The sequence below is a fragment of the Tessaracoccus terricola genome (assembly GCF_054776555.1).
The window spans coordinates 924,663-951,395 of sequence record NZ_BAAHBS010000001.1 but is presented as its reverse complement, the minus strand read 5'-3'; the positions used below and the strand labels follow the sequence as shown (position 1 = coordinate 951,395).

The 26,733-nt window shown below is 70.1% G+C and carries 16 protein-coding genes; 7 read left to right on the top strand and 9 right to left on the bottom strand.

Annotated features, from left to right (window positions below; genetic code table 11):
* Positions 1-26 precede the first annotated feature (26 nt).
* A complete protein-coding gene (mptB, locus tag ACYU7G_RS04075; RefSeq protein WP_461105015.1) occupies positions 27-1,475 on the bottom strand; it encodes a polyprenol phosphomannose-dependent alpha 1,6 mannosyltransferase MptB in 1,449 nt (482 codons plus the stop codon).
* Between the two features lie 124 nt (positions 1,476-1,599).
* On the opposite strand from mptB, the gene ACYU7G_RS04070 reads away from it, so the two are divergent.
* The 4 genes from ACYU7G_RS04070 to ACYU7G_RS04055 all read left to right on the top strand — a co-directional run bounded on the left by ACYU7G_RS04070 (position 1,600) and on the right by ACYU7G_RS04055 (position 5,746).
* Positions 1,600-3,006, top strand: a complete 1,407-nt coding sequence (locus ACYU7G_RS04070; RefSeq protein WP_461105013.1) for an NAD(P)/FAD-dependent oxidoreductase — start codon at positions 1,600-1,602, stop codon at positions 3,004-3,006.
* Positions 3,007-3,017: 11 nt separating this feature from the next.
* Positions 3,018-3,503, top strand: a complete 486-nt coding sequence (locus tag ACYU7G_RS04065) for a DoxX family protein (RefSeq protein WP_461105011.1) — start codon at positions 3,018-3,020, stop codon at positions 3,501-3,503.
* A gap of 75 nt (positions 3,504-3,578) precedes the next feature.
* A complete protein-coding gene (locus ACYU7G_RS04060; RefSeq protein WP_461105009.1) occupies positions 3,579-4,310 on the top strand; it encodes a response regulator transcription factor in 732 nt (243 codons plus the stop codon).
* Positions 4,307-5,746: a sensor histidine kinase gene (locus ACYU7G_RS04055; protein WP_461105007.1), complete on the top strand. Its 1,440-nt coding sequence runs from the start codon at positions 4,307-4,309 to the stop codon at positions 5,744-5,746. Before ACYU7G_RS04060 ends, ACYU7G_RS04055 begins: the two co-directional genes overlap by 4 nt.
* A gap of 115 nt (positions 5,747-5,861) precedes the next feature.
* On the opposite strand, the gene ACYU7G_RS04050 is transcribed toward ACYU7G_RS04055, so the two are convergent.
* Complete coding sequence (locus tag ACYU7G_RS04050; RefSeq protein WP_461105005.1) at positions 5,862-10,961, bottom strand: endo-alpha-N-acetylgalactosaminidase family protein; 5,100 nt, start codon at positions 10,959-10,961, stop codon at positions 5,862-5,864.
* 182 nt (positions 10,962-11,143) lie between these two features.
* Here ACYU7G_RS04050 and deoC point away from each other — a divergent pair, with 182 nt between their 5' ends.
* Positions 11,144-11,821 (top strand): deoxyribose-phosphate aldolase, encoded by a 678-nt coding sequence (gene deoC / locus ACYU7G_RS04045; protein WP_461105003.1) that lies wholly within the window; start codon positions 11,144-11,146, stop codon positions 11,819-11,821.
* Between the two features lie 12 nt (positions 11,822-11,833).
* Here the strand turns inward: deoC and ACYU7G_RS04040 are convergent, their stop codons facing one another.
* Positions 11,834-13,261 carry a threonine/serine exporter family protein gene (locus ACYU7G_RS04040; RefSeq protein ID WP_461105001.1) on the bottom strand — a complete coding sequence of 476 codons (1,428 nt, stop codon included), beginning with the start codon at positions 13,259-13,261 and terminating at the stop codon, positions 11,834-11,836.
* A 73-nt stretch (positions 13,262-13,334) separates the two neighbouring features.
* Here ACYU7G_RS04040 and dcd point away from each other — a divergent pair, with 73 nt between their 5' ends.
* Complete coding sequence (gene dcd / locus ACYU7G_RS04035) at positions 13,335-13,910, top strand: dCTP deaminase (protein WP_461104999.1); 576 nt, start codon at positions 13,335-13,337, stop codon at positions 13,908-13,910.
* A gap of 9 nt (positions 13,911-13,919) precedes the next feature.
* Here dcd and ACYU7G_RS04030 read toward each other — a convergent pair whose 3' ends face one another.
* Positions 13,920-14,210, bottom strand: a complete 291-nt coding sequence (locus ACYU7G_RS04030) for an SLC13 family permease (RefSeq protein ID WP_461104997.1) — start codon at positions 14,208-14,210, stop codon at positions 13,920-13,922.
* Between ACYU7G_RS04030 and ACYU7G_RS04025 the strand changes: the two genes are divergently transcribed.
* Positions 14,127-14,402 (top strand): helix-turn-helix transcriptional regulator, encoded by a 276-nt coding sequence (locus tag ACYU7G_RS04025; protein ID WP_461105152.1) that lies wholly within the window; start codon positions 14,127-14,129, stop codon positions 14,400-14,402. The genes ACYU7G_RS04030 and ACYU7G_RS04025 overlap by 84 nt on opposite strands.
* Positions 14,403-14,406: 4 nt before the next feature.
* Here ACYU7G_RS04025 and ACYU7G_RS04020 read toward each other — a convergent pair whose 3' ends face one another.
* From ACYU7G_RS04020 to ACYU7G_RS04000, 5 genes are all read right to left on the bottom strand, one after another.
* Entirely contained in the window at positions 14,407-15,867 is a 1,461-nt protein-coding gene (locus ACYU7G_RS04020; RefSeq protein WP_461104995.1) for an RDD family protein, read from the bottom strand.
* A 69-nt stretch (positions 15,868-15,936) separates the two neighbouring features.
* Entirely contained in the window at positions 15,937-18,258 is a 2,322-nt protein-coding gene (locus ACYU7G_RS04015) for a transglutaminase-like domain-containing protein (RefSeq protein ID WP_461104993.1), read from the bottom strand.
* Positions 18,255-19,499 (bottom strand): DUF58 domain-containing protein, encoded by a 1,245-nt coding sequence (locus ACYU7G_RS04010; RefSeq protein ID WP_461104991.1) that lies wholly within the window; start codon positions 19,497-19,499, stop codon positions 18,255-18,257. The genes ACYU7G_RS04015 and ACYU7G_RS04010 overlap by 4 nt, the downstream gene beginning before the upstream one ends.
* The gene (locus ACYU7G_RS04005; protein ID WP_461104989.1) at positions 19,499-20,464 is read right to left on the bottom strand and encodes an AAA family ATPase; all 966 of its coding nucleotides are present in this window, start codon (positions 20,462-20,464) and stop codon (positions 19,499-19,501) included. Before ACYU7G_RS04005 ends, ACYU7G_RS04010 begins: the two co-directional genes overlap by 1 nt.
* 33 nt (positions 20,465-20,497) lie before the next feature.
* Positions 20,498-26,728, bottom strand: coding sequence for an Ig-like domain-containing protein (locus ACYU7G_RS04000; RefSeq protein WP_461104987.1), 6,231 nt, complete (start codon positions 26,726-26,728; stop codon positions 20,498-20,500).
* Between the last annotated feature and the right edge of the window lie 5 nt (positions 26,729-26,733).

Below are 26,733 nucleotides of genomic sequence, written 5' to 3'. Positions count from 1 at the left end.
ACCATCGGTCCGCGGCCCATTCGGGGTCAGACCGTGGTCTGGGGTGCCGGCAGCACGGGGGTGCGCGATGCCACCAGCCGGCGCCACAGCAGCCAGCACGGCACGGCGAGCATGAACATGGAGAAGTAGGGGGCGGTCAGGTCCTGCAGCGCGGGGATCACCGAGGCGGCGCACACCGCCACCAGCCACAGGTGCTGGGAGCGCAGCCGGGGCGTGGCCAGTGCCACGAAGGGCACCGCCCAGGTCAGGTACCAGGGCTGCGTGGCGGGGCCGAGGACGGCGAAGGCCAGCAGGGAACCGACGGCGATCACCCAGGGCCTGCCCACCTCGTCGGGCGGGCGGGGGCCGTAGCGGATGACCAGCAGCACCACCGCGGCCACGATGAGCGCGCTGGTCAGGGCGGTGAGCACCGTGATGACGGTCTCGTCGGGGAGCAGCTCACGGAAGCGGATGAACGAGGCCACCCAGGACACCGGGGAGTTGCTGGTGGCCTCCAGGGGACTGCCCGCCGTCGGGTTGCGCCAGCCGAGACCCCAGCCGGAGAGGAAGGAGAAGGCCACGAACACGGCCACCGCCATGCCCCCGGCGGCTGCGGCGCGGCGCACGATAGCCCACCAGGTGCGACGGCGCTGCTCCAGGTGCGGCACCGCCGCGGCCCACGCGAGCGCGACGACGGCGACGCCCGCCACCGCACCGGACTGCTTGACCAGCATCGCCACCCCGATGCCCAGCCCGCCGGCCAGCATGCCGCGGTAGCCGCGCCAGGCGGCGTCCTGCGCCACCAGGGCCGCCACCGCCACGAGCGCCACCATGATGGCGTCGTTGTGGATGCCGCCGATCCACTGGATGACCACCAGCGGGTTCAGCAGCCCGGCCCACAGTGCGGTGCCGCGGGAGACCCCGACGCGCGCCGCCAGCTTCGGCAGGCACCAGGCCAGGACCGCCAGGGCCACCAGGTTCGGCAGCCGCATTCCGATGACGCTCCACCACACGTGACCGTCGAACAACCAGGAGATGATCCGGAAGACCTCCAGGGACAGCGGCGGGTACACCGACGTCGTCTCGAACCAGTGCACCCCCACCAGCAGACCGGCATCGCCGGCCTGCCCCGACGGCACGGCGTAGGGATCGAGACCGTTGTTGATCAGCCAGCCCTGCGCGGCGTAGGAGAAGGCATCGCGGCTGTGCAGCGGCGGCGCCAGCAACAGCGGGACGCACCAGATGGCCAGCGTCACCAGGGGGCGACGCCAAGCCGGACCGAGCTGCCACCACGCCACCAGCAGGAGGCAGTGCGCGGGCAGCGTCACCAGTGGGCGCCACCAGCTGGCCCCACTTTCCAGTAGGCCGTTCATGTCCAGGGCGATGGCCAGGGACAGCACCACGATCGCGAACGCTCCCACGGCGGTCCACAACCAGCCACGAGGGGCGCTCGCGGTGCTGGTGCGCAGCCGGCTGACGGCGTCGGGACGTGACAAGGGGTGGACTTTCTTCTGGGACGGCTCGGAACAGCCTACTTGGCTCGGGAGTTACCCTTGGACGGGCGAAACCGCCCATGCGTGACCAATTTCCACAGATCTCTACAGACCAGAAGGATGGCTGATGAACAAGAAGCGACACCAAGTTGTTGTGATCGGTTCTGGGTTCGGCGGCCTGTTCAGCACCAAGGCGCTGAAGCGCGCGGACGTGGACATCACGATGATCGCGCGGACCACGCACCACCTCTTCCAGCCGCTGCTCTACCAGGTGGCCACCGGAATCCTCTCCGAGGGCGAGATCGCCCCCGCCACCCGCGAGGTGCTGCGTCGCCAGAAGAACGCGCAGGTGCTGCTGGGCCTGGTGGAGGACGTCGACCTCGTGAACAAGGTGGTCAAGTGGCGCTTCCACAACCAGTACCACGAGACCCCCTACGACTCGCTCGTCGTCGCCACCGGAGCCGGCCAGTCCTACTTCGGCAACGATCACTTCGCGACGTTCGCCCCCGGCATGAAGACCATCGACGACGCCCTCGAGCTGCGCGCGCGCATCATCAAGGCCTTCGAGGTGGCCGAGTTCACGACCGACCCGGAGGAGCGCCGTCGACTCATGACCTTCGTGGTGGTGGGCGCCGGGCCGACGGGCGTCGAGATGGCCGGCCAGATCCGTGAGCTGGCAGACACCACCATCCGCCGTGACTTCCGCGCCATCGACACCTCGCAGGCCCGCGTCGTGCTCGTCGACGGCGCGGACCAGGTGCTGCCGCCGTTCGGCCCGGAACTGGGCGCGGCCACCAAGAAGAAGCTCGAGAAGCTGGGCGTCGAGGTGCAGTTGAACTCGATCGTCACCGAACTGGACCAGCGCGGCGTCGGCATCAAGCGCAAGGACGGCTCGGTGGAGCGGATCGACTGCTTCTGCAAGGTGTGGGCCGCCGGCGTGAAGGGCGACCCGCTCGGCCAGACCCTCGCGGAGCAGTCCGGGGCCGAACTGGACCGCGCCGGCCGCGTCATCGTGAACAAGGACCTGACGCTGCCGAACCACCCGGACGTGTACGTGGTGGGTGACCTGATGTCGTTCCCCGGCGTGCCGGGCGTGGCCCAGGGCGCCATCCAGTCCGCCCGACATGCGGCCAAGGACATCCGGGCGCGCGTCGAGGGCACCCAGCAGCCCGGCGAGTTCAAGTACTTCGACAAGGGGTCGATGGCCACCATCGCGCGCTTCTCCGCCGTCGTGAAGCTGGGCAACATCCGGCTGACGGGCTTCATCGCGTGGGTGGCGTGGCTGTTCCTCCACCTGTTCTACATCGCGGGCTTCAAGCAGCGCGTCACCACGCTGCTGAGCTGGTTCATCTCCTTCATCAGCAACGGCCGCTCGCAGCGGGTGGTGACCAACCAGCAGATGGTCGGGCGCCTCGCGCTGGAGCGCTTGGGCTCGCACACGTCGGGCAAGCTGATCCAGGGCCGCACCGTCGAGCCGGGGGAAGATGACGACACCGTCCCCTACGATGAGCAGGAGTCGACCCCAGCCGAATAGGAGCCTCCAGCATGCAATCGTTCCTCCGGGTCCTGCGCGACATCGGACTGATGATCACCCGGATCGTCATCGGTGTCGTCCTCGTGGCACGGGGCTGGCACCGCTGGCAGGAGTCGGGGATCGCCGGTGAGGTCTCCATCATGGAACAGGCCGGCATCCCGTATGCGACGACGTTGATCTGGCTGGTGATCGGGTTCGAGATCATCGGCGGCATCCTGCTGGTGTTCGGCCTCGCCACACCGCTGATCGGGCTCGGCATGCTCGTGCTCAACATCGGCATCATCGTGCTGCTGCGCTCCGGTGAGGGCTTCTACGTCCACGAGCACGGCTGGGAGTACAACGCCGTCCAGGCGGTGGTGGGGCTCATCTTCCTGACGCACGGCTCCGGACGCGCCGGGTTGGACCACCTGTTCGTGCAACCGAGGGAACAGCAGGGCGAGGAACTGATCGGCGAGGACACCGCGGACCCGGGCGCCATCCAGACGCGCGACTACTGATCCGCACAGGCGACTCACAGCCAACTCACAGGAAAACCTTGGCCAACCCATGGGTGCAGGGTGCACAGTTGTCACATGGCAACGCCTGAGTCCGAGATCCTGCGCCACCCCGACGGCACGCCCATCCGGGTGCTCACCGTCGACGACGAGCCGAGCCTGATCGAGTTGCTCTCCATGGCGATGCGCTACGAGGGCTGGGAGGTCCACACCGCCCAGACCGGGTCCGACGCCGTGCGCACCGCCCGCGAGACGCAGCCCGATGCCATCGTGCTGGACATGATGCTGCCGGACTTCGACGGGCTCGAGGTGATGCGCCGCATCCGCGCCGAGCGGCCCGACGTGCCCGTGATCTTCCTGACCGCCAAGGACGCGGTCTCGGACCGGATCCACGGCCTCACCGCCGGCGGCGACGACTACGTCACCAAGCCCTTCAGCCTCGAGGAACTCATCGCCAGACTCCGCGGTCTCCTGCGCCGTTCCGGCGCCACCACCGTCGCCAGCAGCACCGAGCTGGTGGTGGGAGACCTGGTGCTCGACGAGGAGTCCCACGAGGTCACCCGCGCCGGAGAGCCGGTCAACCTGACCGCCACCGAGTTCGAGCTGCTGCGCTACCTGATGCGCAACCCCCGCCGCGTGCTGAGCAAGGCCCAGATCCTGGACCGCGTCTGGGACTACGACTTCGGCGGCCAGGCCAACGTCGTCGAGCTCTACATCTCCTACCTGCGCAAGAAGGTCGACGCCGGGCGCGAGCCCATGATCCACACCATGCGCGGCGCCGGGTACGTCCTGAGACCGGCGGCGAAGTGACCGCCCGCGGCACCCTCTCCAGCCAGCTCCGCTCCCGCGTGACGCTGGTGGTCGCGGTGCTCGCGGTGTTCCTCTCAGCCGGGGTGTTGCTGGCGGCCAGCAGCATCCTCTACGGGCAGCTCGACGACCAGCTCGACGCCGCCCAGGAGCGCCAGCAGCGCGCCGTGTCCGGCGGCTACGGGGACCGCGCCCCCGGCATCGACGTGCCCGGCATGAGCCAGGGCACCATCGTCGTGGCGGTGATGCCGAACGGCTCCGTGCGCGGCAACACCATCGGGCAGGGCACCGTCGAACCGCTGACGGTGGACGCCGCCAACGCGCTCCTCGAGGTGGACGACGACGGCCGCAAGCACACCGTGAACGTTCCCGGCATGGGCAAGTACCGGGTGGAGGCACGCAGCTACAACCTGCGGGTGGTGGTGGCGCTGCCGCTGGAGAACGTGCAGCAGAGCCTCGGCTGGCTGGCGCTGTTCGCCGGCGGGCTGGGGCTGGTCTCCGTGGCGGTGGCCGCCGTCGCCACCCGGGCCACCGCCGACGCGGCCACCAAGCCGCTGCGTGCCCTGGGGCAGGCGTCGGTGGAGGTGGCCCGGCTCCCCCTGCACACCGGCGAGGTCAGCGTCCCCACCCGGGTGGCCCCGCCCGCGGACCTGCCTCCCACCCACGAGGTGGCCCAGCTCACCACCGCCTTCAACCACATGCTCGCCAACGTCGAGGGTGCGCTGGCAGCCAGGCAGGCGTCGGAGACCAAGCTGCGGCGCTTCGTCGCCGACGCCTCCCACGAATTGCGCAACCCCCTGGCCGCCATCCGCGGCTACTCCGAGCTGGCGGACCGGACCTCCCAGCAGGACGGCGCCGACGCGGCCCGCGACACCGCGTTCGCCCTCGGCCGGATCAGTTCCGAGTCCACCCGGATGACCAAGCTGGTCAACGACCTGCTGCTGCTCGCGCGCCTCGACGCCGACCTCCCCAGCGAGCCGCGGCCGGTGGACCTGGTGGAGACCGTGCTGAACGCCGTCAGCGATAGCCGCGCCGCCGGCCCCACGCACAGCTGGAAGCTGGAGCTGCCCCCCACCGGCATCCAGGTGCTCGCCGACGCCGACCAGCTGCACCAGGTGGTGGTGAATCTGCTCGCCAACGCCCGCACCCACACGCCCGAGGGCACGACGGTGACCACCAGCGTCGCCATGGCCGACGGCTGGGCGCGCCTCACCGTCGTCGACGACGGCCCCGGCATCCCCGCCGACGTCCTCCCCCGCGTCTTCGAGCGCTTCTCCCGCGCCGACGCCGCCCGCACCCACACCTCGGCCCGCTCCACGGGCCTCGGCCTGGCCATCGTCCAGGCGGTGGTGACGCGCTTCGGCGGCCAGACCATGGTGGAGTCCCAGCCCGGCCGGACCTGCTTCACGGTCCTCCTCCCCGTCGCCCCGGCCACCTGAGCCGTCACCCCCCCGCCATTGGGGCCGGACCGCACCCATCCGCCCAAACGCCAAGCCCTGCAGACAGAGGGGCCGGATCCCGACGGATCCGGCCCCTCTCGTGGTCAGTTGCGCATCAGCGGAACAGGACCATGTTGTTGAACACCCACTTGGTGACCCACTCGTAGGTGTAGCCACCGCCCGGCTGCTCCGTGCCCTGGATCACAGAGGCGCGGATGTAGCTGCGGCACCCGTTGCCACCCGTGGTGGCGGTGTCGCACTCGGTGTACCAGCTGCGGGCCTCGTCCGAGGTCCAGTTGTTGGTGTACCCGAGCGGGTTGTTGGCCCACGCGGAGCGTGCGATCGGCAGGTAGGTGAGGTTGTTGAAGTACCAGCCGTTGGTCTTCACGAACCGACCATTGGTCTCGGTCACCTGGGTGGCCCAGATCTCCGTGGTGCAGCGGAACGTCGTCGAGTACGGCTCGCAGTAGGTGTGCCAGCGACGTCCGTTGTAGTCGTGGAAGCCGGGCGTCGTGTAGATGTACGGCGTGCTGCTCCCCGGCTTCGTGGGCTCCGTCGTCGGCTCCTCGGTGGGATCCGTCGTCGGCTCCTCGGTCGGGCCATCGGTGGGCTCGTCCGTCGGCTCATCGGTCGGCTCGTCCGTCGGCTCGTCCGTCGGCTCCTCGGTGGGCTCCTCGGTCGGCTCCCCACCGTCGCCGCAGGTGACGCGGGCCATGGCCCAGTCGGCGTGGTCGTTGCCGACGCCGTCGCCACCGTCGTTGACACGCAGCGAGAGGGTGCTGACACCGGTGATGTCCACGATCAGCTCGAACGGGTCGTCGGCGTGGGTCAGGACGTCGGTCTCGGTGAGGAGTTCACCGTCGCCGTAGACCTGGAACTGGACCGTGCCGCGGCTGGCCTGGACGTCGTCGACGCCCACGAAGGCCTGGAACACGGTGCACTCGCCCTCGAGGTCGAAGTCGACGCGCGAGTTGGCGTGCGTGCCGATGCCCTTCGGGTAGGTCTCCCCACCGATGCGCAGCGGGCCGCCGTCGCCGGTGCCGGTCTCACCGTTGGACAGGTCCCACTCGATGGGGCCCCAGCCGTTGGTGGGGGTGCCGACGACGCGGTCGCGCATGTCGGACAGGTAGACCTCGCCGCCGGGCAGCGGCGGGACGACGGTGACGCGGGCGGTGTCCGTGGTCGTGGCAGGCGCACCGTCGAAGGTGGCGGTTCCGGTGAACACGATGTCCGCGTCCTCACCGTCGGCCGGGACGCTGACGGTCCAGGTCTGGGTGGAGGACTCGCCGAACGCCAGCGCCGTGGCACCCTCCTCGGTCACCTCGGCGGTCCAGCCCTCGGGGAGCTGCAGCGCGTGGGCGACGTCGGAGACCTCGTCGTTGTATGCCGTGACCGTGGTGGTGACGGTGATGTCGTCACCGGCCTGGGCGGAGCCCGGGGCCTCGATGCCGCCCGCCAGGCAGGCACCGGACTCGGCGGCGCCGATGTCCTCCACCCGGAGGTTGTCGATGGTCAGGTTGTGCTGCGTGTTCGGGCCGGCCAGCTTGTCGATGGCGACGTAGGCCACACCGCACTCGGCGGCGGTGAACTCGGCGGACCAGGTGGCGGTCTCCCGCTGCTCGCCGAGCACCTCGGAGACAGAGTCGACGCTGGAGTTGCCGCCGGCCTGGACCACGTCATGACCGATCCGCACGCGGAACTGGTCCGCGTAGGTGGTCTGGTAGTCGAAGCTGACGCGGTACTGGCGTCCGGTCTCGAACGGGATGGCACCGGGCGAGGTCTTCAGGATCTCACCGGTGTTCTCGTTGTTGGCCATCAGCGACCAGTCGCCGTCGAGCACGTTGTCGTTGAGCTTCTCGCCCTCCTTGACGGTGTTGTCCAGCGCGACGCCCCACCAACCCTTCTGGGAGTAGGGCTCGTGGCGCTCCGCCAGCTGCGTGCGGGCGTCGCCGCCGCGGTTGGTGGCGCCGGTGACGAACGGGAAGTACCCGGTGTCGATGTTCTCGTAGTCCTCGAAGAACACCGTCTCGTCGGTGGGCTCGGTATCGACGGCCGGAGTGAACTCCACGATCCGCAGGTCGTCGACGGAGACGACGGCGTCGCCCTCACCCACGTTGACGGCCAGGGTGACATCGCCACCGGTGGTGGTGAAGGTCACGCGCAGGCGCTGGAAGCCCTGGTCGCGCTTCTCGTCGGAGGCGGTGGAGTTGCGCACCGTCGACGCCGTGATCCGGTTGGTGACCGAACCGTCCTCGCCCTGCGCGTAGCCGGCGGGGGTGACGTCGCCGGTGGCGGCGACGGTGACGGGGCGCTCCTGTCCCTGCGCCACCTCCACCCATGCCCAGGCGCTGTAGGTGCCCGCGGGCAGGTCCAGGGCCTGGCTCAGCGAGGCCTCGCCGGAGCCGAACTCGGCCTGGAAGTTGCCGCGGTCGGTCTTCACGACGCTGACGTCACCGGTGGTGTCGTAGGCGTCGAGGGTGCCGGAGAAGAAGCCCGGGTCCGAGATGTTGCTGGCCTCGCCCCAGTTGGGCTCGACCGGTGCGGGCACCTCGGAGGTCGGGTACAGCACGTACGCGACGCCGTCGGTGGCCTCGAGCGAGATGGCGCCGTCGACGACGGGCACCTCCCCCACCTCGACGCGGCCGGTGTCGGTCAGCTCGAACAGCGTCAGCGAGGTCTGCGAGGACCAGGCCTCGGTCAGCTCCCACTGCGTGGTGCCGCCGCCGATGTTGTAGTGGTAGAGGCGGTCCGCGCCACCGTCGCTCCAGGGCAGCAGGTAGGCGCCCTGGTCGAACACCGTGGCTCCGTCGAAGGTGATGGTGCGGTCGGTGGGGATGGTGTGGCCGTCGATGCTCTCGACGTCGGAGGTGACGACGGTGCCGTTGGCGAACCGGATCTCACCATCTGCCCACTTGACGATGTCGGAGCGCTGCAGGAACTTCACCGGCAGGTTGCGCTCCCACACGTTGGCGATGAACTCGTTGTAGTTGACGTGTCCGGTCCAGCCCTCGAAGTCGACGACGTTGGAGTTGCCCAGCAGCGGGTCCGGGTTCCAGGTGTCGCGCTTGGAGTTGTAGACGAAGCGGATGACGTCGGAGTTGATGCCCTTGTTGCCGGAGCCGCCGTAGTTCTCGTCCTGCGACCAGTGCGACCACACCGAGCCGAGCTCGAGCTTGTCGGACCACTCGGAGGCGACCACCCAGCCCTGCTCCTGCAGCTCCTGGCCGAGGCGCTGGGACTCCCAGCCGTCGGGGTAGTAGACGTCCAGGTAGAGCCAGTTCAGGTTCTCCGGGCGCTCGTCCCAGAACTCCTGGAAGCGGTCCAGCACCTTGCCGGTGGCCAGGTCCTTCTGGGAGTTGATGTAGTACGACTGGTTCATCCAGCCCCACGCCTTCTGCGGGGGCATGTTGAGCAGCTCCTCGGAGAACGCGTGCGCCTCGGAGTAGGACTCGGTGACGTTGACGTGGACGCCGTAGCTGGTGTTGAACTCGACGCTCTCGTCGGCCAGCACCTCGAGGTCCTCGAGGCCGCCGGCGCGGGTGTTGTAGTGCCCGGCGTAGTCGGGGTGCGCCGAGTCGTGGCCCTCGGCCTGGTAGCCCTTGAGCAGCGCCTTCTGGCCCAGGTTGTCTGTGGCCAGGGAGATGCGCTTGGTGTCGTCGAGGGTGCGCAGGAACGGGTGGGTGGCCTGGGAGACGATGTTGAACGGGATGCGGGAGATGACCTCGTTCTTCACCTCCTCGGAGCCGTTGCCGAAGGTGAGGATCTCACGCAGGGCGATGCCGCCGTCCTGCCAGTCGACGACGGAGTCGGCGTTGCGGTCGCCCGTGAGGCGCACCTCGACGAAGGGGTTGTCCTCGTAGCCGATGACGTCCTCGTAGTCCTGCACGGCCTGGGAGCGCCAGGTCCAGGTGCCGGCCTGGACGACGCCGTGCTTGGTGACGCCGTCGTCGCTGAGCTTGATCTGGCGCAGGAAGCGGTTGTTGTCACCGGCCACGCGGCCGGCGGTGCTGCTGGGGCCACGGTTGTCCTCGACGGCGTTGGTGTCGAAGGCTGCGGCGAGGGTGGAGGTGTTCGCGAACACCATCCAGGAGCCCTGCACCTCGCCTGCCGCAGTGGCGGCGACGTTGACGAAGAAGTCGTCGTTGCGGTTGCGGTCGACGCCCATGCGGCCCGCGGTGAGCTGGGCGGCGGCGTCGGCCGAGCCGACGGTCACGAGGTCATGTCCGGGGATCCGGATCCGCTGCACCACCTTCTCGGGGTCGGCGAGGTTGGCCAGCTCGAGGCGGAAGGTGCCGTCCGTGACGGAGGCGACGGCGTCGAAGGAGACGCCCTCGATGTCGGGCAGGGTGATGGTGTAGGTGGCGGTGGCGCCGTCGACGACGGGGGCGGCCACGTCGACTGCCTGCTCCACCTCGTTGACCAGCAGGCTGGTGAGCGCGTCACCGACGCGGCCGGCGAGCTGCTCGCCGCCGAGGCGGTAATCGACCACCTGGGGGAAGTCGGGGTGGAGGCGGACGCTGAGGTCACCGTCGGTGATCTCGACGGCGCCCTCTGGGACGACGACCTCGATGGGCTGGGCCTCACCCGGGTCGGTGGGTTCGGTGTCGTCCCACGTCGCGGTGTCCACGTTCAGCTCGGCGAGGGAGCCCACCCGCTCGACGCGCGAGGTGTCCTCACCGGCGACGTGGCCGCCCCAGGTGGAGAGGTAGACGATCTTCAGGCAGTCCGCCGTCACCGGCTCGTCGAGGGTGATGCTCCGCTCGATCGCGTTGCTGGCGACGTCACCGGGGAAGGAGCCCTCAGCCAGGAGCGTGTCGAAGCTGGCGGTGGTGCAGTCACCCGTGGCGGCATAGAGCTCGTATTCATGCACCCGGCCGGAGCCATTGGAGGACTGGCGCGGGAGGAGACGCACCCGGCCCACCTCGGAGGTGGCGCCCAGGTCGACGGTCAGATGGTGCGGAGGGTCGATGACGGTCGGGTCCCACTCGGTGTGCCAGTAGGACTCGGCGTCACCGTCGAGGATGAGTTCCGCGGCGCCGTTGGCCCCCTCCCCGGTGTCCTCGGCGGAGTTCGTGTCGACGATCTCCATCTGGTCCTGACTGATCGGCGTGTAGATCCAGTCGGCACTCGCCTGGCCGGCGGGCAGGACGAATCCACCCAGGGCCAGTGCGGTGATGGCGCCGACGGCCACCCCACGGTTGGTTCTTACGGACATCCCTGTCCCCTCTCACGGTTCTCACGACTCGGCAACGAGCGCATGCGCACTTCCCCCTGAACCAAGCACACTAGGGAGGTCTGATGTCAGCGCCAACAATCACCCTCGTTTCGCTCGCCGGCGCTGAGTGAAACCACTCGCTGTAGGCTCGGCGGCAGACCAACCACGGAGGAACCGCAGACATGGAAATCACACGCGAGGCGCTGGCCCGGATGATCGACCACACCCTCCTCAAGACCGACGCCACAGCGGCGCAGGTCTCGGAGCTGATCGCGGAGGCGCGCGAGCTCGGGACCTACAGCATCTGCGTCTCGCCCTCGATGCTGCCCATCACCGAGGACCTCGGCGCCGTGAAGGTGGCCACCGTCTGCGGCTTCCCCTCCGGCAATCACACCCCGGCCGCCAAGGCCGCTGAGGCCGCCGAGTCCACCAAGCTCGGCGCCGACGAGGTGGACATGGTGATCAACATCGGCCTGCTGAAGGCGGGCAAGCCGGAACTGGTCGTGGAGGAGATCCAGGCCGTCCGCGCCGCCACGGGTGGTGTCCTGAAGGTCATCATCGAGTCCGCCGCCCTCACCGACGACGAGATCGTGGAGGCCTGCCGGGCGGCCGAGACCGCCGGAGCCGACTACGTGAAGACCTCCACCGGCTTCCACCCCGCCGGTGGGGCGACGGTGCACGCGGTCGAGCTGATGGCCGCCACCGTCGAGGGTCGGCTGGGGGTGAAGGCCTCGGGCGGCATCCGCGACTGGGACGCGGCCCAGGCGATGGTGGCCGCCGGCGCGACGCGGCTGGGGCTCTCGGGCAGCCGCGCGGTGCTCGACGGCGCCCCGGCCGGCGAGGGCGACGGCGGCTACTGAGGCCGGAAGGGGCTAGTTCCCAGTCGCCTCGGTGTTGGTGGTCTGCCGGTTCGAGCGGTTCAGCGCCCGCAGCGTCGCGATCCGGAACAGGCGTGCCGTGGGCAGGCCGAGCGGACGGGCGATCTGCGCCCCGAAGCTGGAACCGGCCGCCAGCGCGAGTCCGATCATCGCGGCCTGCGCGAGACTGATCTGGGCCTGCACCGAGATGGGCCCGTCGAAGGAACTCGTCAGTTCGTACAGTCCCCTGTAGAGGGCCGAGCCGGGCATCATCGCCACCACCCCCGTCGTCACCAGCGCGATCAACGGCACCCGCGCCTGGCCGGTCACCACCTGGGCGAGGAAACCCACCACCAGCGCCCCCAGCGCTGCCGCCCCGGGGGCGTTGCCGATCCACTCCAGGCTGTACTGGTAGACGCCGAATCCGACGGCGGCCAGACCCGCCGCGTACGGGAACGCCCGCAGCCCGAGCTGGAAGCCGAATCCCACCCCGATGGCGATGGCGCACGCCCACACCACCTGGATGGCCGACGGGCTCGCGTAGCCGCCGGTGGGAGCGATGTAGCCGGCGACGCCGAGCTTGAAACCCGCCCAGAGCATCACGCTGACCCCGACGACGATGCCGCTGGTCTGCAGCACCGCGTCGAACGCGCGGGCCGTGGCGGTGATGAGGTTCCCGTCCATCGCGTCCCTGGCCGCCGCCACCACGCCGACACCGGCCAGCAGCGAGACGATGCCGGAGGCCACTATCAGCGACGGCGAGACCGACTCGAACCACCCGACCTGGAGGGAGCGCACGTGCATGATGCCGATGGCCATGGCGGTCGGGACCGCGGCGCCGACGGCCTGGATGAAGAAGACCGACAGCTGCGTGCGGGCCAACCACAGCTGGACCAGGAACAGCAGGGCGTTCGCGAGCGCGGCGAGCCCGATCTCCTGGACACGTCCGCCCAGGATGGCTGCGACGCCGGCGCCGAGCAGCGCCTGGCCGAGGCAGATCACCCAGCCCCGGTAGGGCCGGATGTTGTCGTAGAGGGCGTCGAGTTTGTCCCTGGCGGCGTCGAGTTCGAGCTGGCGCGCGCCGATCTCGTCGATGAGGTGCATCAGGCGTGCCAGGGTGGTGTAGTTCGTGTTGCGCTTGCGCACCCCGCGGAACCCGGTGATGGGCTCCGCCCGGCCGCGGCGGTGGTAGCTGATGGTCACCGAGGTCCACGTCACGTCCACGTCGGCCGTGAGTCCGTAGGCTGTGGTGACGGTGAGCGCATAGGAGGTGGCCTCCGACGTCTCGGCCCCCGCCTGCACCGCCAGTTCCGCCACCCGCAGCGCGAGGTCCACCACCGCAGCCGCGTGCAGGTGGTCCACCTGCGACGGCGGTGACGGATTCCGGTTCGGTGTGTCCTGGCGCACCCATCGGCGCAGCCCGTCGCGGACCCTTTGCGTCATTCCGGCACCATCCACGCGTCCCAAACTAGCGGCCTCTTGGCCGGGGCGTCGCAGCACCACTAGGCTCGGGCCCATGCTTCTCAGCGACAGGGACATCCTCAAAGCCGTGGACCAGGGGGAGATCACCTTGGATCCGTGGGATCCGGCAATGGTCCAGCCCGCCAGCATCGACGTGCGCCTGGACAAGTACTTCCGCGTGTTCGAGAACCACCGCTACCCCCACATCGACCCCTCGCAGGAGCAGCCGGACCTGACCCGCATGATCGAGGTCGCCGCCGGTGAACCCTTCGTGCTGCACCCGGGCGAGTTCGCGCTGGCCTCCACCTTCGAAACCATCACGCTCGGCCACGGAATGGCCGCCCGGTTGGAGGGCAAGTCCTCGCTCGGGCGCCTGGGGCTGCTGACGCACTCCACCGCAGGGTTCATCGACCCGGGATTCAGCGGCCACGTGACGCTCGAGCTGTCCAACACCGCCACGCTGCCGGTGGTGCTGTGGCCGGGGATGAAGATCGGCCAGTTCTGCTTCTTCCAGCTCAGCTCCGCCGCGGAGAACCCGTACGGCTCGGAGAAGTACGGCTCCCGCTACCAGGGCCAGCGCGGCCCCACCCCGTCGCGGTCCCACCTCAACTTCCACCGCACCGAGGTCTGAGCCCGTCCCCTAGAAGGGCCAGATCAGCGGCACCAGGAAGATGCCGATCGCGCCGTAGGCCGCCAGCAGTGGCAGGCCCAGCTTCCAGTAGTCCCCGAACCGGTACCCGGCGGCCTCCATCACGACGAGGTTCGCCGGCGTGGCGACCGGGGTCAGCAGCGCGGCGGCCGCGAACACCATCACCGCCAGCAGGATCGGCGTGGGCGAGATCTCCATCTGGGCCGCGGCCGCCAGGCCGACGGGAACGACGATGAAGGCCGTGGCCATGTTGCTGATCAGCTGCCCCATCACCGCGGTCACAAGGAACAGTCCAGCCTGCCCACGCTGCGCTCCAACGAGGAGATCGTGTCGGCCCTCAACATCTCGGTGAACACCGTCAAGCAGCACCTGAAGTCCATCCACCGCAAGCTGCACGTGGGCTCCCGGCGCGACGCGGTGCGACTGGCCAGACGGCTGGGGTTGCTGCCGGGGAACGGGACCGGCCGGGAGTGAGCGCCTAGGACTGCTGCGGACGGCGCAGCACCGTGAACCAGCGGTTGCCGTAGGAGACCTGCTGGCCCTCCCGGACCCGCACCTGGGTGCCCACCGGGCAGGGTTCCAGTTCACCGTTGCCGGTGACCAGCGCGGTGCCGTTGGTGGAGCCGCGGTCGACCACGTAGACCCCGCGTGGGTCCGTGGCGATCAGGACGTGGGTGCGGGAGATCATCCGGCCGTCGCCGCCCGCGGGGACGAGGTGGACGTCGGGGTCCCCCTGCGTCTTCTGGGGGTTGCGGCCCAGCAGCAGGGTGACGCCCAGCTCCACCTCACGGCCGTCGTCGAGTCGCACGTACCAGCCCTCGTCGCCGGAGCGGGCACCGTCGTCGGCGCCCACCGGCTTCGCGATGCGGGTGCCGTCGTCGTCCTCCTCCACGCCGCCGAAGTCACGCTGGCGCACCCGGGGCGCGTCCGAGGAGCCGGTCTGGCGCGGCGGCTCGATGACCGAGGTGGGGGTGGGCAGCGGGATCCAGCCCTGGTTGACCCGTGCGGGCGGTGTGGGCTGGTGCGGCGGCACCGGCGGCTGCTGGGTGGGGCCCTGCGCAGGCGGGCGCTGCTGCCCCTGCTGCGGCACTGCGGGGCCGGACTGCTGGGGCTGGGCGGGCGCCTGCTGCGGGGGCTGCGCGGCTCCGGGCTGCGGTGTCGGTTGCCCCCACGGGGAGCCCTGCGGGCCCGGCTGGGCCGACTGCTGCCCCCAGGGCTGCTGCTGTGGCGCGGCGGGCTGCCGGTAGTCCCCCGGGGAGGGCTGCGTGGGCGGGATGGAGGTGCCGGAGTTGGGGTTGACGTCGATGATCGGCTCGGTCTCGAGCCGCGGCATCCAGGCCGGCGGCGCCGAACCGGACTCGGGGGCGTAGCCGCCCCAGCTCTCGCGCTGCTCACCACTGGTGCCCGGGGCGAAGGCGCTGGACAGGTGCGGCGGCAGGCCGACGGTGCTGGTGGTCGTGCCCTTGCGGGCGGCGGGCTTGCGCTCGGTCTTCTCGGAGGCCTTCGGCTGGACCAGGACTGCCCTGACGGCCATGTCGTGCCAGCCCTGGCGGCGTTCATGGATGACGAGGAACACCAGCAGCGCGATGCCGCCGATGACGGTGGCCATCAGCGCCGCGAAGATGAGCTGGCGCAGGAAGAAGCGCCACCAGCCGATCGGTTCACCGTCGCCCATGCCCACCAGCTTGAGGCCCATGGCGCGGGCGCCGATGCCGGCGCCGCGAGAGCCGTAGCCCCACCACTGGAACAGGCCGTAGCCGCCGGCCAGCACGACGCCGGCGATGCTGCCCACGAGCATGACGGTCGGGGACTCGGCGAAGGTCATGAGCGCCTGCATCCCGCCGCCCACCACGATCAGCGGCAGGGCGTCGATGACAGCGGCCAGGAACCGTCGCCCGATCCCGGCCACCTCGACTCCTCGCGGGATGAACCGACTCACACCTTCCCCCTCAACTCAACCATTTCCTCCGACAGACTAGCGTCCACCCGGTGCCCGCAGCATCCGGGATCATTTCTCCTTGAACCTGCGGAACGACTTCGTGGAGAACTTCGAAGCCACCCACCTGGGCCAGGCGACGGACCTGCGCATGCCCCTGTCCACCTTCTTGGTGGACTCCCAGAACTCCTTCACCGTCTGCTCGCTGGGCTCGCCGGGCGCGAACACCAGCCAGTCGGCCTCCGTCGAGACGCCGATCGGATCCGCCTTGCGAGCGGTCTTCGGAAAGTCCTCGACGAGTTGCTGCGCCTGCTCGGAGCGCGTGGCCGACGTCGACGGCGAGCGGCCCAGGTCCCGGGCACGGTCCACCAGTTCGGACCAGGCGCCGGCCACCCGGTTGGCCATCTCCGGGGCGTTGCGTCGCCGGGAGCGACGACGCAGCTTCAGCCCCAGGATCAGCGCGATCGGGACGACGATGGTGACCAGGGGGATGCCGGTCAGGGCGACCCAGACACCGATCTGTCCCCAGTCGATGGTCTCCTCCTGCACCGGCGGCTCGCCCTGGCCGACGGGGAGCTCCTCGTCGGGCAGTGGCGGTTCGGGGTCCTCCGGTGGGGGCGGCGGGTTCTCGATGTGCGGCTTGGGCTTGGGCGGCTGGGGAGCGTCGTCGTTCTCCAGGACCCGATCCCGCGGGGGCGTCGGGTCGAACACCACCCAGCCGTACTCGTCGAGGTACACCTCGGTCCAGGCGCCCACGTCGGCGCCGGTGATGACCGGCGAGTTGCCGGCCCGGTAGCCGTAGATGACGCGTGCGGGGATCCCGAGTTCGCGCGCCATCAGGGCCATCGTCGTGGCGTACTGCTCGTCGTCGCCGACCATCTCCTCCGGGCTGGCGATGAGCGTGAGCAGGCGGGACGCGGAGTGCCCGGACAGGGACAGGACCTCCTCGGCCTGGCCGTGGCTGAAGTAGCCGAGACCCAGGTTCGTCTCCAGCGCCAACGCCTGTTCACCGGCAGTGCCCAGTCCGTCGCCCCACTCGTGGGCCAGGTTGCGCAGTTCGTCCGGCACGCCCTCCACCACGGGGAGCCTGACCCTGCCTGCCGCGGCGGCCCTGATCTGCTCGTCGCTGGGGCGGTCGGGGCGGATGAAGGACAGCGAGTACTGGTCCCCGTCGGTGACACCGACAGGGGTCACGCCCGTGCCCGAGCTGCGGTTGTAGAAGAAGTTCTCCGCCAGGGCGACCGAGCGCTCACCGGTGAAGCTGATCTGCGTGGTCCGGCCGACGGTGGGGACCCACACCCCGTCGTAGGCGCGGATCCGGACCCCGGCGTGGCCGGCGGTGCCGGGCGTGTCGTCGGCGATCCACTGCCCGACGCGGGTGAAGGTGGTGGCCTCCACGGCGTCGTCGGAGGTGGTGGCCACCCGGAAGCTGAGGCCGTCGTAGGAGTCCATGGTGGCGATCCGCAGGATGTCGCCCTGCACCAGGCCGCTCACCTCGAACAGGGTGGTGTCCTCGTACTTGGTGACGTTGCCGCGGAACGCCTGCAGCGGTGAGGCGAACTGCTCGAGCTCGATGGGCGGCTGGACGGCCTGCCGCACGGTGGTGCGGGCCGCCTCGGGCTGCAGCACGGGCAGCGCCAGCCAGGTCAGGCCACCGGCCGCGAGCAGGGTGGCGAGGGCCAGGACCAGCCGCACGGGCCGCAGCCGCTGCGAGCGGCCCGTGAGGGACTCGCGCTGGTGCGCGCGGCGGTAGCTCGTCCAGACCAGCACCACCACCAGGAACACGGCGCCGATGAGGACGGGCCGGTAGACGACGCCGGCGCCGAGGGCCGCCGCGGCCAGGTAGCCGACGGCGGCGGGCAGCCAGGCCAGTGCCGGGAAGCGGGTGCGCAGGGAGATGCCCATGCCGACGATTCCGATGAGCAGCGCGATGATCCCGGCCGGGGCGAACAGGTTGGCGGTCTCACCGATGGGCGCCTGGAGCGTCAGCAGGTCCCGCCACGACGTGACCGGTGCCAGCAGGAGCCCGCGCAGCGAACGGAGGGTGGGCACCACCATCGCGATGCCCGCCGACGGCATGACGAAGAACGTTCCGAGCAGGAACCATGCGCCGACGCCGGCTGCGGCGGTGACGCCGACGCGCCAGTTCCGCCAGGCGGCCAGCAGGGCGATCCCCATCCCGGTGAGGCCGAAGCCGCCTATGGTGACCGCCAGCCAGGGCGACTGGTACAGGGAACGCAGCACCGCTGCGACCAGGGCGAGCAGGACGAGCAGGCCGAGGGCGTCGACGAGGACCCACTTGGCGCGCTCGGGAGCTTGGAGGGACTCCCATGGGCTGCGTGCCGGCGCCGCTGCGGAGCGGCGGGGCGCGGTGGTGGTGGCGGTGCTGGTCATTCCATCGCCCTTCGCAGCGCGCGGGGAAGCTCCTCGAGGGCCCCCACCTGGAGCACCGTGACGTTGCCAGCGGTCCGGACGCGCAGTCCGGCCCCTTGGTCCACGCGAATTCCGATGACCCGAGTGTCCACCTCGAACAGCGCACAGGCGCGGCGCAGCGTGGTCATGCTGGACGAGGACCCGGTCACGACCATGGCGATGGAGGCGGCCGGTTCCCGGCGGCGGGTGGTGTGGACCAGGTCCGCGATCCCGCCGCGGGCGCCGAGTTCGATGGTGCAGAGCTCGTCGAGGGCGCGGGTGGGGGTGAGCGCCACCAGCGTCTCGGTGGAGGTGAGCATCGCGAGCGGGCTCTCGCCCAGCAGGGCGGCGACAGCGATCGAGCCGGCCACGGAGACGCCGAGCTCGAACTCGTCGTCCTCGAGCCAAGAGGACCGTCCGGTGTCCAGCGCGACGACCACGCGCGACATCCGGGACTCCTCGAACTGGCGCACCATCAGTTCACCGGCACGCGCCGTCGAGCGCCAGTGGACGTGGCGCCTGTCGTCGCCCGGAGCGTAGGGGCGCAGGGCGTGGAAGTTCATGTCCGCCGCGGAGATGTGGGCCGAGGCGTGGCCCTCGAGGTCGTGCACGAAGCCCGTCTGCCGCCCGGGCAGGGAGACGGTGCGCGGGTGCACGAACAGTTCCATCGTGCCCGTCCAGCGGGTCTCGCGGCCGGTGAGCGCGAACGGGTCGCCCTGCACGGACTGCGCCGGGCCGATCGGGACGACGCCGCGGCGGTCGGTGGGGACGTGGAACGGTTCGGTCATCACCTGGCCCGGGCGCAGGCCGGGCACGGAGAAGCTCGCGGCCCGCTCCCCCACCGGCAGGTCCAGTCGGGACCCGAGGTGGCGCCGCTGCGCCTGGTTCAGTACCTGGAGCACGCCCCCCGCCGGAGTGCCCACCACCACGGAATGCTCGTCCAGGTGGAGCCGGACGGCGAAGTTGGGCGTGCCGATGGTGAACAGCAGGCACAGCAGCACGACGGCGATGGCCGCCACCCCGGCCACCTTGAACTCGGTCCACCCGAGGAGCAGCCCCGCAACCAGCGAGACGATGCCGCCGAACAGCGTCACCCAGCCGGCGGTCCGCATGCCCGTGACACGGTTCAGCGCCCGGTAGGCGCCGCGGACACGATCGAGCGACGGGGGCTCGACCGCCTCGGGCGCCTCCCAGCGGTCGGATGCGAGTGCAGGTGCGGCCATCAGGCGGTCTTGCGCTCCGTCGGGGGCGGCACGGACCCGATGACGTCGGCCATGACGTCGACGGCCTGGACCCCGTTGAACTCGGCCTCCGGGTCCAGGATGATGCGGTGAGCCAGGCACGGGATGGCGAGCATCTTCACGTCGTCGGGGACGACGAAGTGCCGGCCCTGCGACGCCGCCCAAACACGCGTGGTTCGCACCAGCGCCAGCGCGCCACGGATGGACACGCCGAGCCGCACGTCGGTGGCGTGGCGGGTGGCCTCGGTGAGGCGGGCGATGTAGTCGAACACCGAGGACTCGATGTGGACCGAAGCCGCCAGCTGGCTCATCTCGGCCACCTGTGAGGTGGGGATGATCGACGGCAGCGCGGTGGAGCGCGGCCGCGAGCCACCCGTCGCGAGGATCCGCATGGTGGCGTCGTGGTCCGGGTAGCCGAGGGTGGTCTTCATCAGGAAGCGGTCCAGCTGCGCCTCCGGGAGGCGGTAGGTGCCGGCCTGCTCGATGGGGTTCTGGGTGGCGATCACCATGAACGGCTGACCGACGTTGTAGGAGATGCCGTCGACGGTGACGCGGCTCTCCTCCATGACCTCCAGCAGCGCGGACTGCGTCTTCGGGGAGGCGCGGTTGATCTCGTCGGCCAGGACGATGGAGGCGAAGATCGGGCCTTGGTGGAACTCGAACTCGCCTGTCTTCTGGTCGTAGATCGTGACGCCCGTGACGTCGGAGGGCAGCAGGTCCGGGGTGAACTGGATGCGGCTGTTGGTGCCCTGCACCGTCTGCGCGATGGCCCGCGCGAGGGTGGTCTTGCCCGTGCCCGGGTAGTCCTCGAGCAGTAGGTGGCCCTCCGCCAGCATGCACGTCACCGCCAAGCGAACCGCCTCGGTCTTGCCGAGGATGACGCGCTCGATGTTGTTGACGATGCTGCCGAAGGTCTCGCCGAACCAACGGGCTTGTTCTGGGTTCACGTCTGTTTCTACTTTCCGAAGGGGGGATGGGGATCAGCCGTGCAGCCGGTACGTGTCGGCCCCGTTGCTGAAGTTGGAGTTGCTGCAGACCACCTCGACGACGCGGGTGTCCGCCCACGGCCCGGGATCCGGGTTCTCGGGGTCCGGGGTCTCGGGCTCCTTGGGCATCTCGACCGAGTAGTGCGGGGTGGTCCAGGTCCTCGTGATGCCGTCGTTGAAGGTGGCGGTGCAGCTCAGCGCACCGTGGACGTGCTCCAGGTTGAAGGTCAGCCTCTTGGTGCTGTTGTCCCAGCTGCCGTCCATCGGCTTCGGGACGGTGAGCGTGGTGGCGGCCTCCATGCTGCTGTCGCGGTTGTAGCGGGTGCCGAAGGCGACCTCCGTGGTGGCGCTGTCGTCAACGGCGTCGTACTCGATGATGAAGTCGTGGGACGTGGTCCAGTCCCCCGGTGCACAGCCCGCCCTCCAGTAGCTGCCCACGGCACACTTGTAGTGGAAGCCGCTCGGGTCCCAGCCGCCGGTGGCCTCGAGGGACTGTGGCTCGTTGAACGAGATGTAGTAGCCGGGCTCGTGGCCCCTGCCGCCTTCCCAGCCGCGGTTCCGCAGCGAGCCGGCGTTGAGCGTCGGGTGGATGGGCTTGGTGGACTTCGGCATCACGTTGGTCTCGCGGGCGGGTTCGGAGGCCTTGTCGCCGACGATGACCACCCTCACCTCCGCGTCGTAGAACCGTCCGTTGGTCAGCCCCGTGACCAGACCAGTGCGGGGGTAGGCGTTCCAACTGCCGCCGTTGAGGCGGTACTCGACCCGGGGGCTCGCCTCGGGACGGCCGTTGAAGTTGTTGCCCACGTACATCTGGATCGCCCCATCCTGCGGGATGGTGCGGAAGCTGGTGATCTTGGGCAGTTCGAAGGCCGTCTGCCAGTTGGGGGTCACGGCCGCCGCGCCGTGTCCGGCCTTGTTCCTGGCCGTCACCTGGAACTTGTAGGGCACCTGCCCGAGGCCCTCCATCAGCACCGTCTGGGTGGCGGAGCCGTTGACGGGCACCACCTTGGCGAAGTCCGTGCGCGGCCCGGACTGGCCGATGGGGGTCACCAGGAACTCGGTGATGGGGTCACCGTTGGGCTCGATCCCGGCCGCGGCCCAGGCCACCTCGAACGCACCGCCGAGGGGGTTCTGGGTGGCGGTGGCGACGATCGACGGTGGGGCGCTCGGCGGAGCTGCAGGCCAGTTCACGGCAGACATCTCCGAGTACGGCGACTCGCCGGCCTTGTTGCCGGCCAGGATCTTGAACCGGTAGCGGGTGCCGTTGGTGAGTCCCGTCCACGTGTAAGAGGTGGGCGACGCGGGCAGGGCCCGCTGGTCGATCTGGGTGCCGGCCTCGTCCAACAGGGCGAGGTTGTAGCGGTCCACGGGGCTACCCGGGTTGGACGGGTTCTCCCACGTCGGCGGCTTCCACTCCACCACCAGCTGCTGGTCGCCGAAGCTGACGATCGGGGCGGCGGGCGCGTTGGGCTTCACGTCGGGCGTGTAGGGGGCCGACAGCGGCGACGGCTCGGACGGGCCGGCCTGGTTCGTCTCCACCACCTGGAACTGGTACGGCTGCCCGTTGGGCAGGCCCGTGACCGTGCACGTGGTGCTCGGGCACTGGGTGCTGGCGACGGTGGCGCCCGAGGCGTTGACCGCGACGACGTTGCGGCTCATGATCTCGAACCCGTTCGAGGAACCGGGGGTGTAGGTGAAGGTCACCTGGCCGTTGCCCGCGACGCCGTCGCGTGGCGCACCGGGGCGGCTCGGGACGTCCTTGACCGTGACCCGGATGGTGCCGTCGACGCGGCGGTTGGGGTCCCGGGTGGCGTCCTCGATCGTGTAGCTGGCGGTCAGGGTGCCGACGAACCCGTCCGCCGGGCGGATGATCACCGCATCCCCGTCGGTGCTGGCCGTGCCGGCGCCGTTGATCACCTTCGCGCTGCCCGGCACCAGGGTGAGGCTCTGGTCCGTCAGCAGGTTGGACTTGTCGTTGAGCAGCACCGCGACGGGGAACTCGGAACCGGCGATGGCCTCGTCGACGACGTCGGTCACGGCGGTGGCGAGCGGCCGGGTGGAGGAGGTCACCTCCAGCTGGATGGTGAACGGGGTGCGGGCGTTGCTGGCGTCGATCACCTCGGCGCTGATGGTGCGTCGGGTTCCGGGCGGGGTGTCCACGGCCGTGCTGGCGTAGAGCTTGCTGCCGTCGCCGGAGACGCTCCACTCGATGCTCTGGTCGCCCTCGCTGTGGGAGAAGTTGTCGAAGTAGAAGCTGTCGCCGTCCGGATCGCGGAACAGCGGCATCAGGTCGATTCGCGCGTCGCCCTCACCGGGGCCGACGAGCAGGTGCGGCTGGCTGCCGATCAGCTCCGGGGAGGACTTGGCCGTCTCGATCTGGTCCGGTCCCCCGTCCGGGCGATTGGGTGCGGGCAGCACCTTCACCGGGACCGAGATGTAGGCACGCTTGGCGGTCTTGTCGCCCTCGGCCACGACGTCGGCCACCTCGAAGACCACCGAGGCGGGACCCTCGTAGGTCAGTTCGGGGGTGTACTCGATGCGCTGGGCTCCCGGGAGGGCCCTGCCGTGGGTCGCGGAGACGCTGTCCACACCCGTGAGACGCACGGTGCGGCCGGCGGTGCCCGCCACCAGGCTGTTGATGTCGATGGGGCTCGGCTGTCCGGCCACGGCCTCCAGCACGTAGTCCGGGTCACGCAGGACCGGCACCGAGTCGTTGCGGCCGGGCAGCAGGATCAGGCCGATGTCCGAGTTGCCCTCGGCGTCGGTGACCACGTAGCGGATCTGCTGCATCCGGTCCGTCACGGGGGCGGTGACCAGCTTCCCGTCCTCGCTGGGACGGGGGGCCTCGTCCTCGGGGAGGCCATCGTCGGGCACGGAGATGGTCAGCTCCTCGCGGGGGCCGTCCGGGTCGAAGTCGTTGGCGAGGGCGTCCACCTCCACCCAGTCCTTGCCGATGACGGCGGACACCGAGACCAGGTCGTCACGGGTCTCGGGCGGCAGCAGCGGGGCCTCGGGGTCCACCACGACGGTGATGTCGCCGGAGCCGCTGGCGCCGCGGCTGTCCTCGATGTAGTACTTGCCGACGTAGGTGCCCGGCTCCTGCGGCGCGAGAAACGTGATCTCACGGTCCTCGACCACCTCGACGTCGGGGATGCCATCGATCTCCACCGGGTCGGAGGCCGTGTAGCCGATGCTGTCGCCGTCGACGTCGACGTCGTTGCGCAGCGCGGGGATCTGGACGTGCCGGCCCGGGCGGGTGCGGATCTCGTCGGGGACGCCGGTGGGGGCGCTGTTGTCGGGGCCGGCGGGGGCGACGCCCACCCGGATCTCGCCGATGCCGATGGCGCCGTAGGCGTCGATGACCTGGTACTCGAAGACGTCGGTGCCCTCGGACCCGGGGAACGCCTCGTAGCTCATCCAGCCGTCACCGGTGGCGAGCACGCGTCCCAGCTGGGGGCCGGAGCCGAGGCCCACCAGGCGCACTGCGTCACCGTTGGGGTCGATGCCCTCCAGGGGGATCGCGAGCCGGGACGTGGTCCCGGCCAGGACCCGTTCCACCACCTGGCGCGGGACGGGTGCCTCGTTCTGGGCGTCCTCGCTCACGATGGTGACGCGCAGCTGGGTGGAGGCGATGGCGCCGTCGGCGTCCTTGATCTGGTAGGTGATGTTGGTGTTGGCCGCCTGCGCACCTGCGGGCACGGAGACGTTGATGAACTCGCCGTCGATCCAGGCCCTGTCGTCGAGCGGGTTCTCGACCAGCTCGTCCAACCTCAGGTCCAACCCGATGGGCGAGGAGTCGTTGGAGAGCACGTTCACGGCCTGCGTGCTGCCGGCCCGGACGCGGATCTCGTCGCGTTCCGCGAGGGGCTGCACGCTGCCCGTGGTGGGGGTGGGGATGACGACGATGGTGCCCAGCACGGAGTGCTTGCCGTCGCTGAGGCGGTAGTTGAGCGTCACCGGCTCGTCCGGCGTGTGCTGGGCCGTGATGGTAACCAGGTGCCGGCGCTCCAGCACCACCTGCAGGCCGGGGTGCTGGCTGACCGACTGCACCACCAGGACGTCACCGTCCTCGTCGGTGTCGTTCAGGACCGGGTCCACCACGACGCTGCCGCCGGGAGGGAGCAGCGCGACGTCGAGGGCTGCCACGGGCGCGTGGTCCGTGGTCTCGGCACGTACGTCGATGCGGACCAGACCCAAGGCGATCGGGCCGTTGGAGACCTTGTAGGTGACGTAGTAGGTGCCCGGGGTGTCCGCGCTGAACGTGAACCAGCCCTCGCGGTAGTTGGGTTTGGTGACGCAACCGCAGTCGTCGGCGACCTCGATCTCGGTGAGGGCGAGGTTGGCGCCGACGTCGTTGGCGAGCGGGTCGATGGTGACGGTCTTGCCGGCGGTGGCGGTCTCGAAGTCGCCGTAGGCGATCGGGGCGACGGTGTCGTCGGTGACCACCACGATCATCTCGCCGTCGGAGGTGACGTAGCCGTCGGAGACGCGCACGTTGACCGTCTTGGTGCCGGTGGTCTTGCCGATGTCGAGGAACGTGACCTGGCCGTCGGGGGTGAAGCTCACCTCGTCCTCCGCCTCGGGCGGCAGCCAGGCGTCCACGAGGATCAGCGAGTCGCCCTCCGGGTCCCGCCAGTCCAGCAGGACGCGCTTGGTGACGGTCTGGCCGAGCTGGATGGTGATGGGCTGCGCCAGCGAGTGCTTGAACGGTGCGTTGTTCTCGAGGTTCGGGTCCGCGGGCAGCACCCGCACGGTCACGTTGGCGGAGTCCTTGCCACCACGGCCGTCGTCGACGGTGTAGCTGAACGTGAGCGTGCCGGTGGTCTCCGAGTCCACGGTGATCTGGAGGCCGGAGCCGCCGCGCACCGTCTGCAGGGTGGCGCCGGTGAGTTCCGGGGGTGCGGTGACGGTGAGGACGTCGCCGTCGGGGTCGGTGTCGTTGTCCAGCACCGTGAGGACGGTGGAGCGACCGGCGCGCGCGGCGAGGGTGTCGTCCTGCGCGATGGGGGCCTGGTTCGGCTGGGACCGGTCCGGCGGGATGATCGTCTCGGTCTCCTGGACGTCCTCGACCTCCTCGTCCTGGGGCGGCACCACCCGCTCCCAGTCGGTGATCCGGAGCATGTCCTTGTCCACCATCCAGATGGTGCCGTTGGTGGCGTCGTTCAGCGCCACCGTGGTGCGGTTCACGATGAACGACAGGGCCGCGTTGCCACCCAGGCCCGGGATCTCCCTGACCTGTGGCTCGGCGCCGCGGCACTGCTTCACGAACTGCTCGCCGAAGGCCGCGTAGACGCACTCCCCCACGTGCACGGGCTGCACGGGCGCCCCGTCGAGTTGCCCACTGAGGGAACGGGGGCCGTCGGGGGTGAGGGCGATGAGCCCGGCCTGCGTCGCGTAGATCGCGTCCGCGTTGCCCTGGCCGCCCAAGGCGTCCGGCGCGGCGGGGACCAGTTCGGCGGAAGAGGCCCCGGAGACCTCGAACACGTCGTCGGTGCCCTCCACCCAGATGCGGCCCGACTGGCGGTCAAGCACCACGGCCTTGTCGCCGACGGCGCTGAGGGCGACGGAGCCGACGTCGCCGCTGAGGGTGAACGGCAGCCGTGTCTCGACGACGTCCTCCGCGCCGGCCCGGCGGAGCAGGACCGAGCGGTCCACGTCGAGGCCGATGACGTTGCCGGAGGCGGTGAGGGTGGCGGCGCCGAACTCGCCCACCTCGAGGTCTGCCTTCTGCTTCTGGAAGTCGTAGGCGAGGATCGTCTCCGGATTGCCGTACCAGATGCGCCCGTTGTCGCTGTTGACCACCAGCAGCGTGCCGCCGGCGAGCTGCACGTCCGCGTCGCTGGGCAGCTGGACCGGGGACTCCATCCGGTTGCGGGCCGGGTTGTAGCGCACCAGCGTGGAGGAGCGGAGGCCGTGCACGAGGACGAGGTCCTCGTCCTGGAGGATGGCGAACTCCGAGTCACCGACCGCTGTGGCGGCTGCAAGCTCGTCGATCTGGGCGTTGACGATGCCGATCAGTCCGGTGTCCTGCTTGGCGGCGTAGACGGTGCCCTCGTCGAGGTGGACGTCGGCCTGCACCAGGCCGGGGCTGAGGAATGCGAGCACCCCCAGCGCCACCACCAGCAGGCCCACCGTGATGGCCTGCCAGGAACGTCGCACGAAGCGCCCGACGAGTCGGGCGCTCCTGGACAGTTGCTTCTCGGACTGCTCGCGTTGCCTTGCCATTGATC

Coding starts and splice junctions, on each gene's coding strand:
- ACYU7G_RS04070 (WP_461105013.1), top strand. CDS start 1,600: ATGAACAAGAAGCGACACCAAGTTGTTGTGATCGGTTCTGGGTTCGGC.
- ACYU7G_RS04065 (WP_461105011.1), top strand. CDS start 3,018: ATGCAATCGTTCCTCCGGGTCCTGCGCGACATCGGACTGATGATCACC.
- ACYU7G_RS04060 (WP_461105009.1), top strand. CDS start 3,579: ATGGCAACGCCTGAGTCCGAGATCCTGCGCCACCCCGACGGCACGCCC.
- ACYU7G_RS04050 (WP_461105005.1), bottom strand. CDS start 10,961: ATGTCCGTAAGAACCAACCGTGGGGTGGCCGTCGGCGCCATCACCGCA.
- deoC (WP_461105003.1), top strand. CDS start 11,144: ATGGAAATCACACGCGAGGCGCTGGCCCGGATGATCGACCACACCCTC.
- ACYU7G_RS04040 (WP_461105001.1), bottom strand. CDS start 13,261: ATGACGCAAAGGGTCCGCGACGGGCTGCGCCGATGGGTGCGCCAGGAC.
- dcd (WP_461104999.1), top strand. CDS start 13,335: ATGCTTCTCAGCGACAGGGACATCCTCAAAGCCGTGGACCAGGGGGAG.
- ACYU7G_RS04015 (WP_461104993.1), bottom strand. CDS start 18,258: ATGACCAGCACCGCCACCACCACCGCGCCCCGCCGCTCCGCAGCGGCG.
- ACYU7G_RS04010 (WP_461104991.1), bottom strand. CDS start 19,499: ATGGCCGCACCTGCACTCGCATCCGACCGCTGGGAGGCGCCCGAGGCG.
- ACYU7G_RS04000 (WP_461104987.1), bottom strand. CDS start 26,728: ATGGCAAGGCAACGCGAGCAGTCCGAGAAGCAACTGTCCAGGAGCGCC.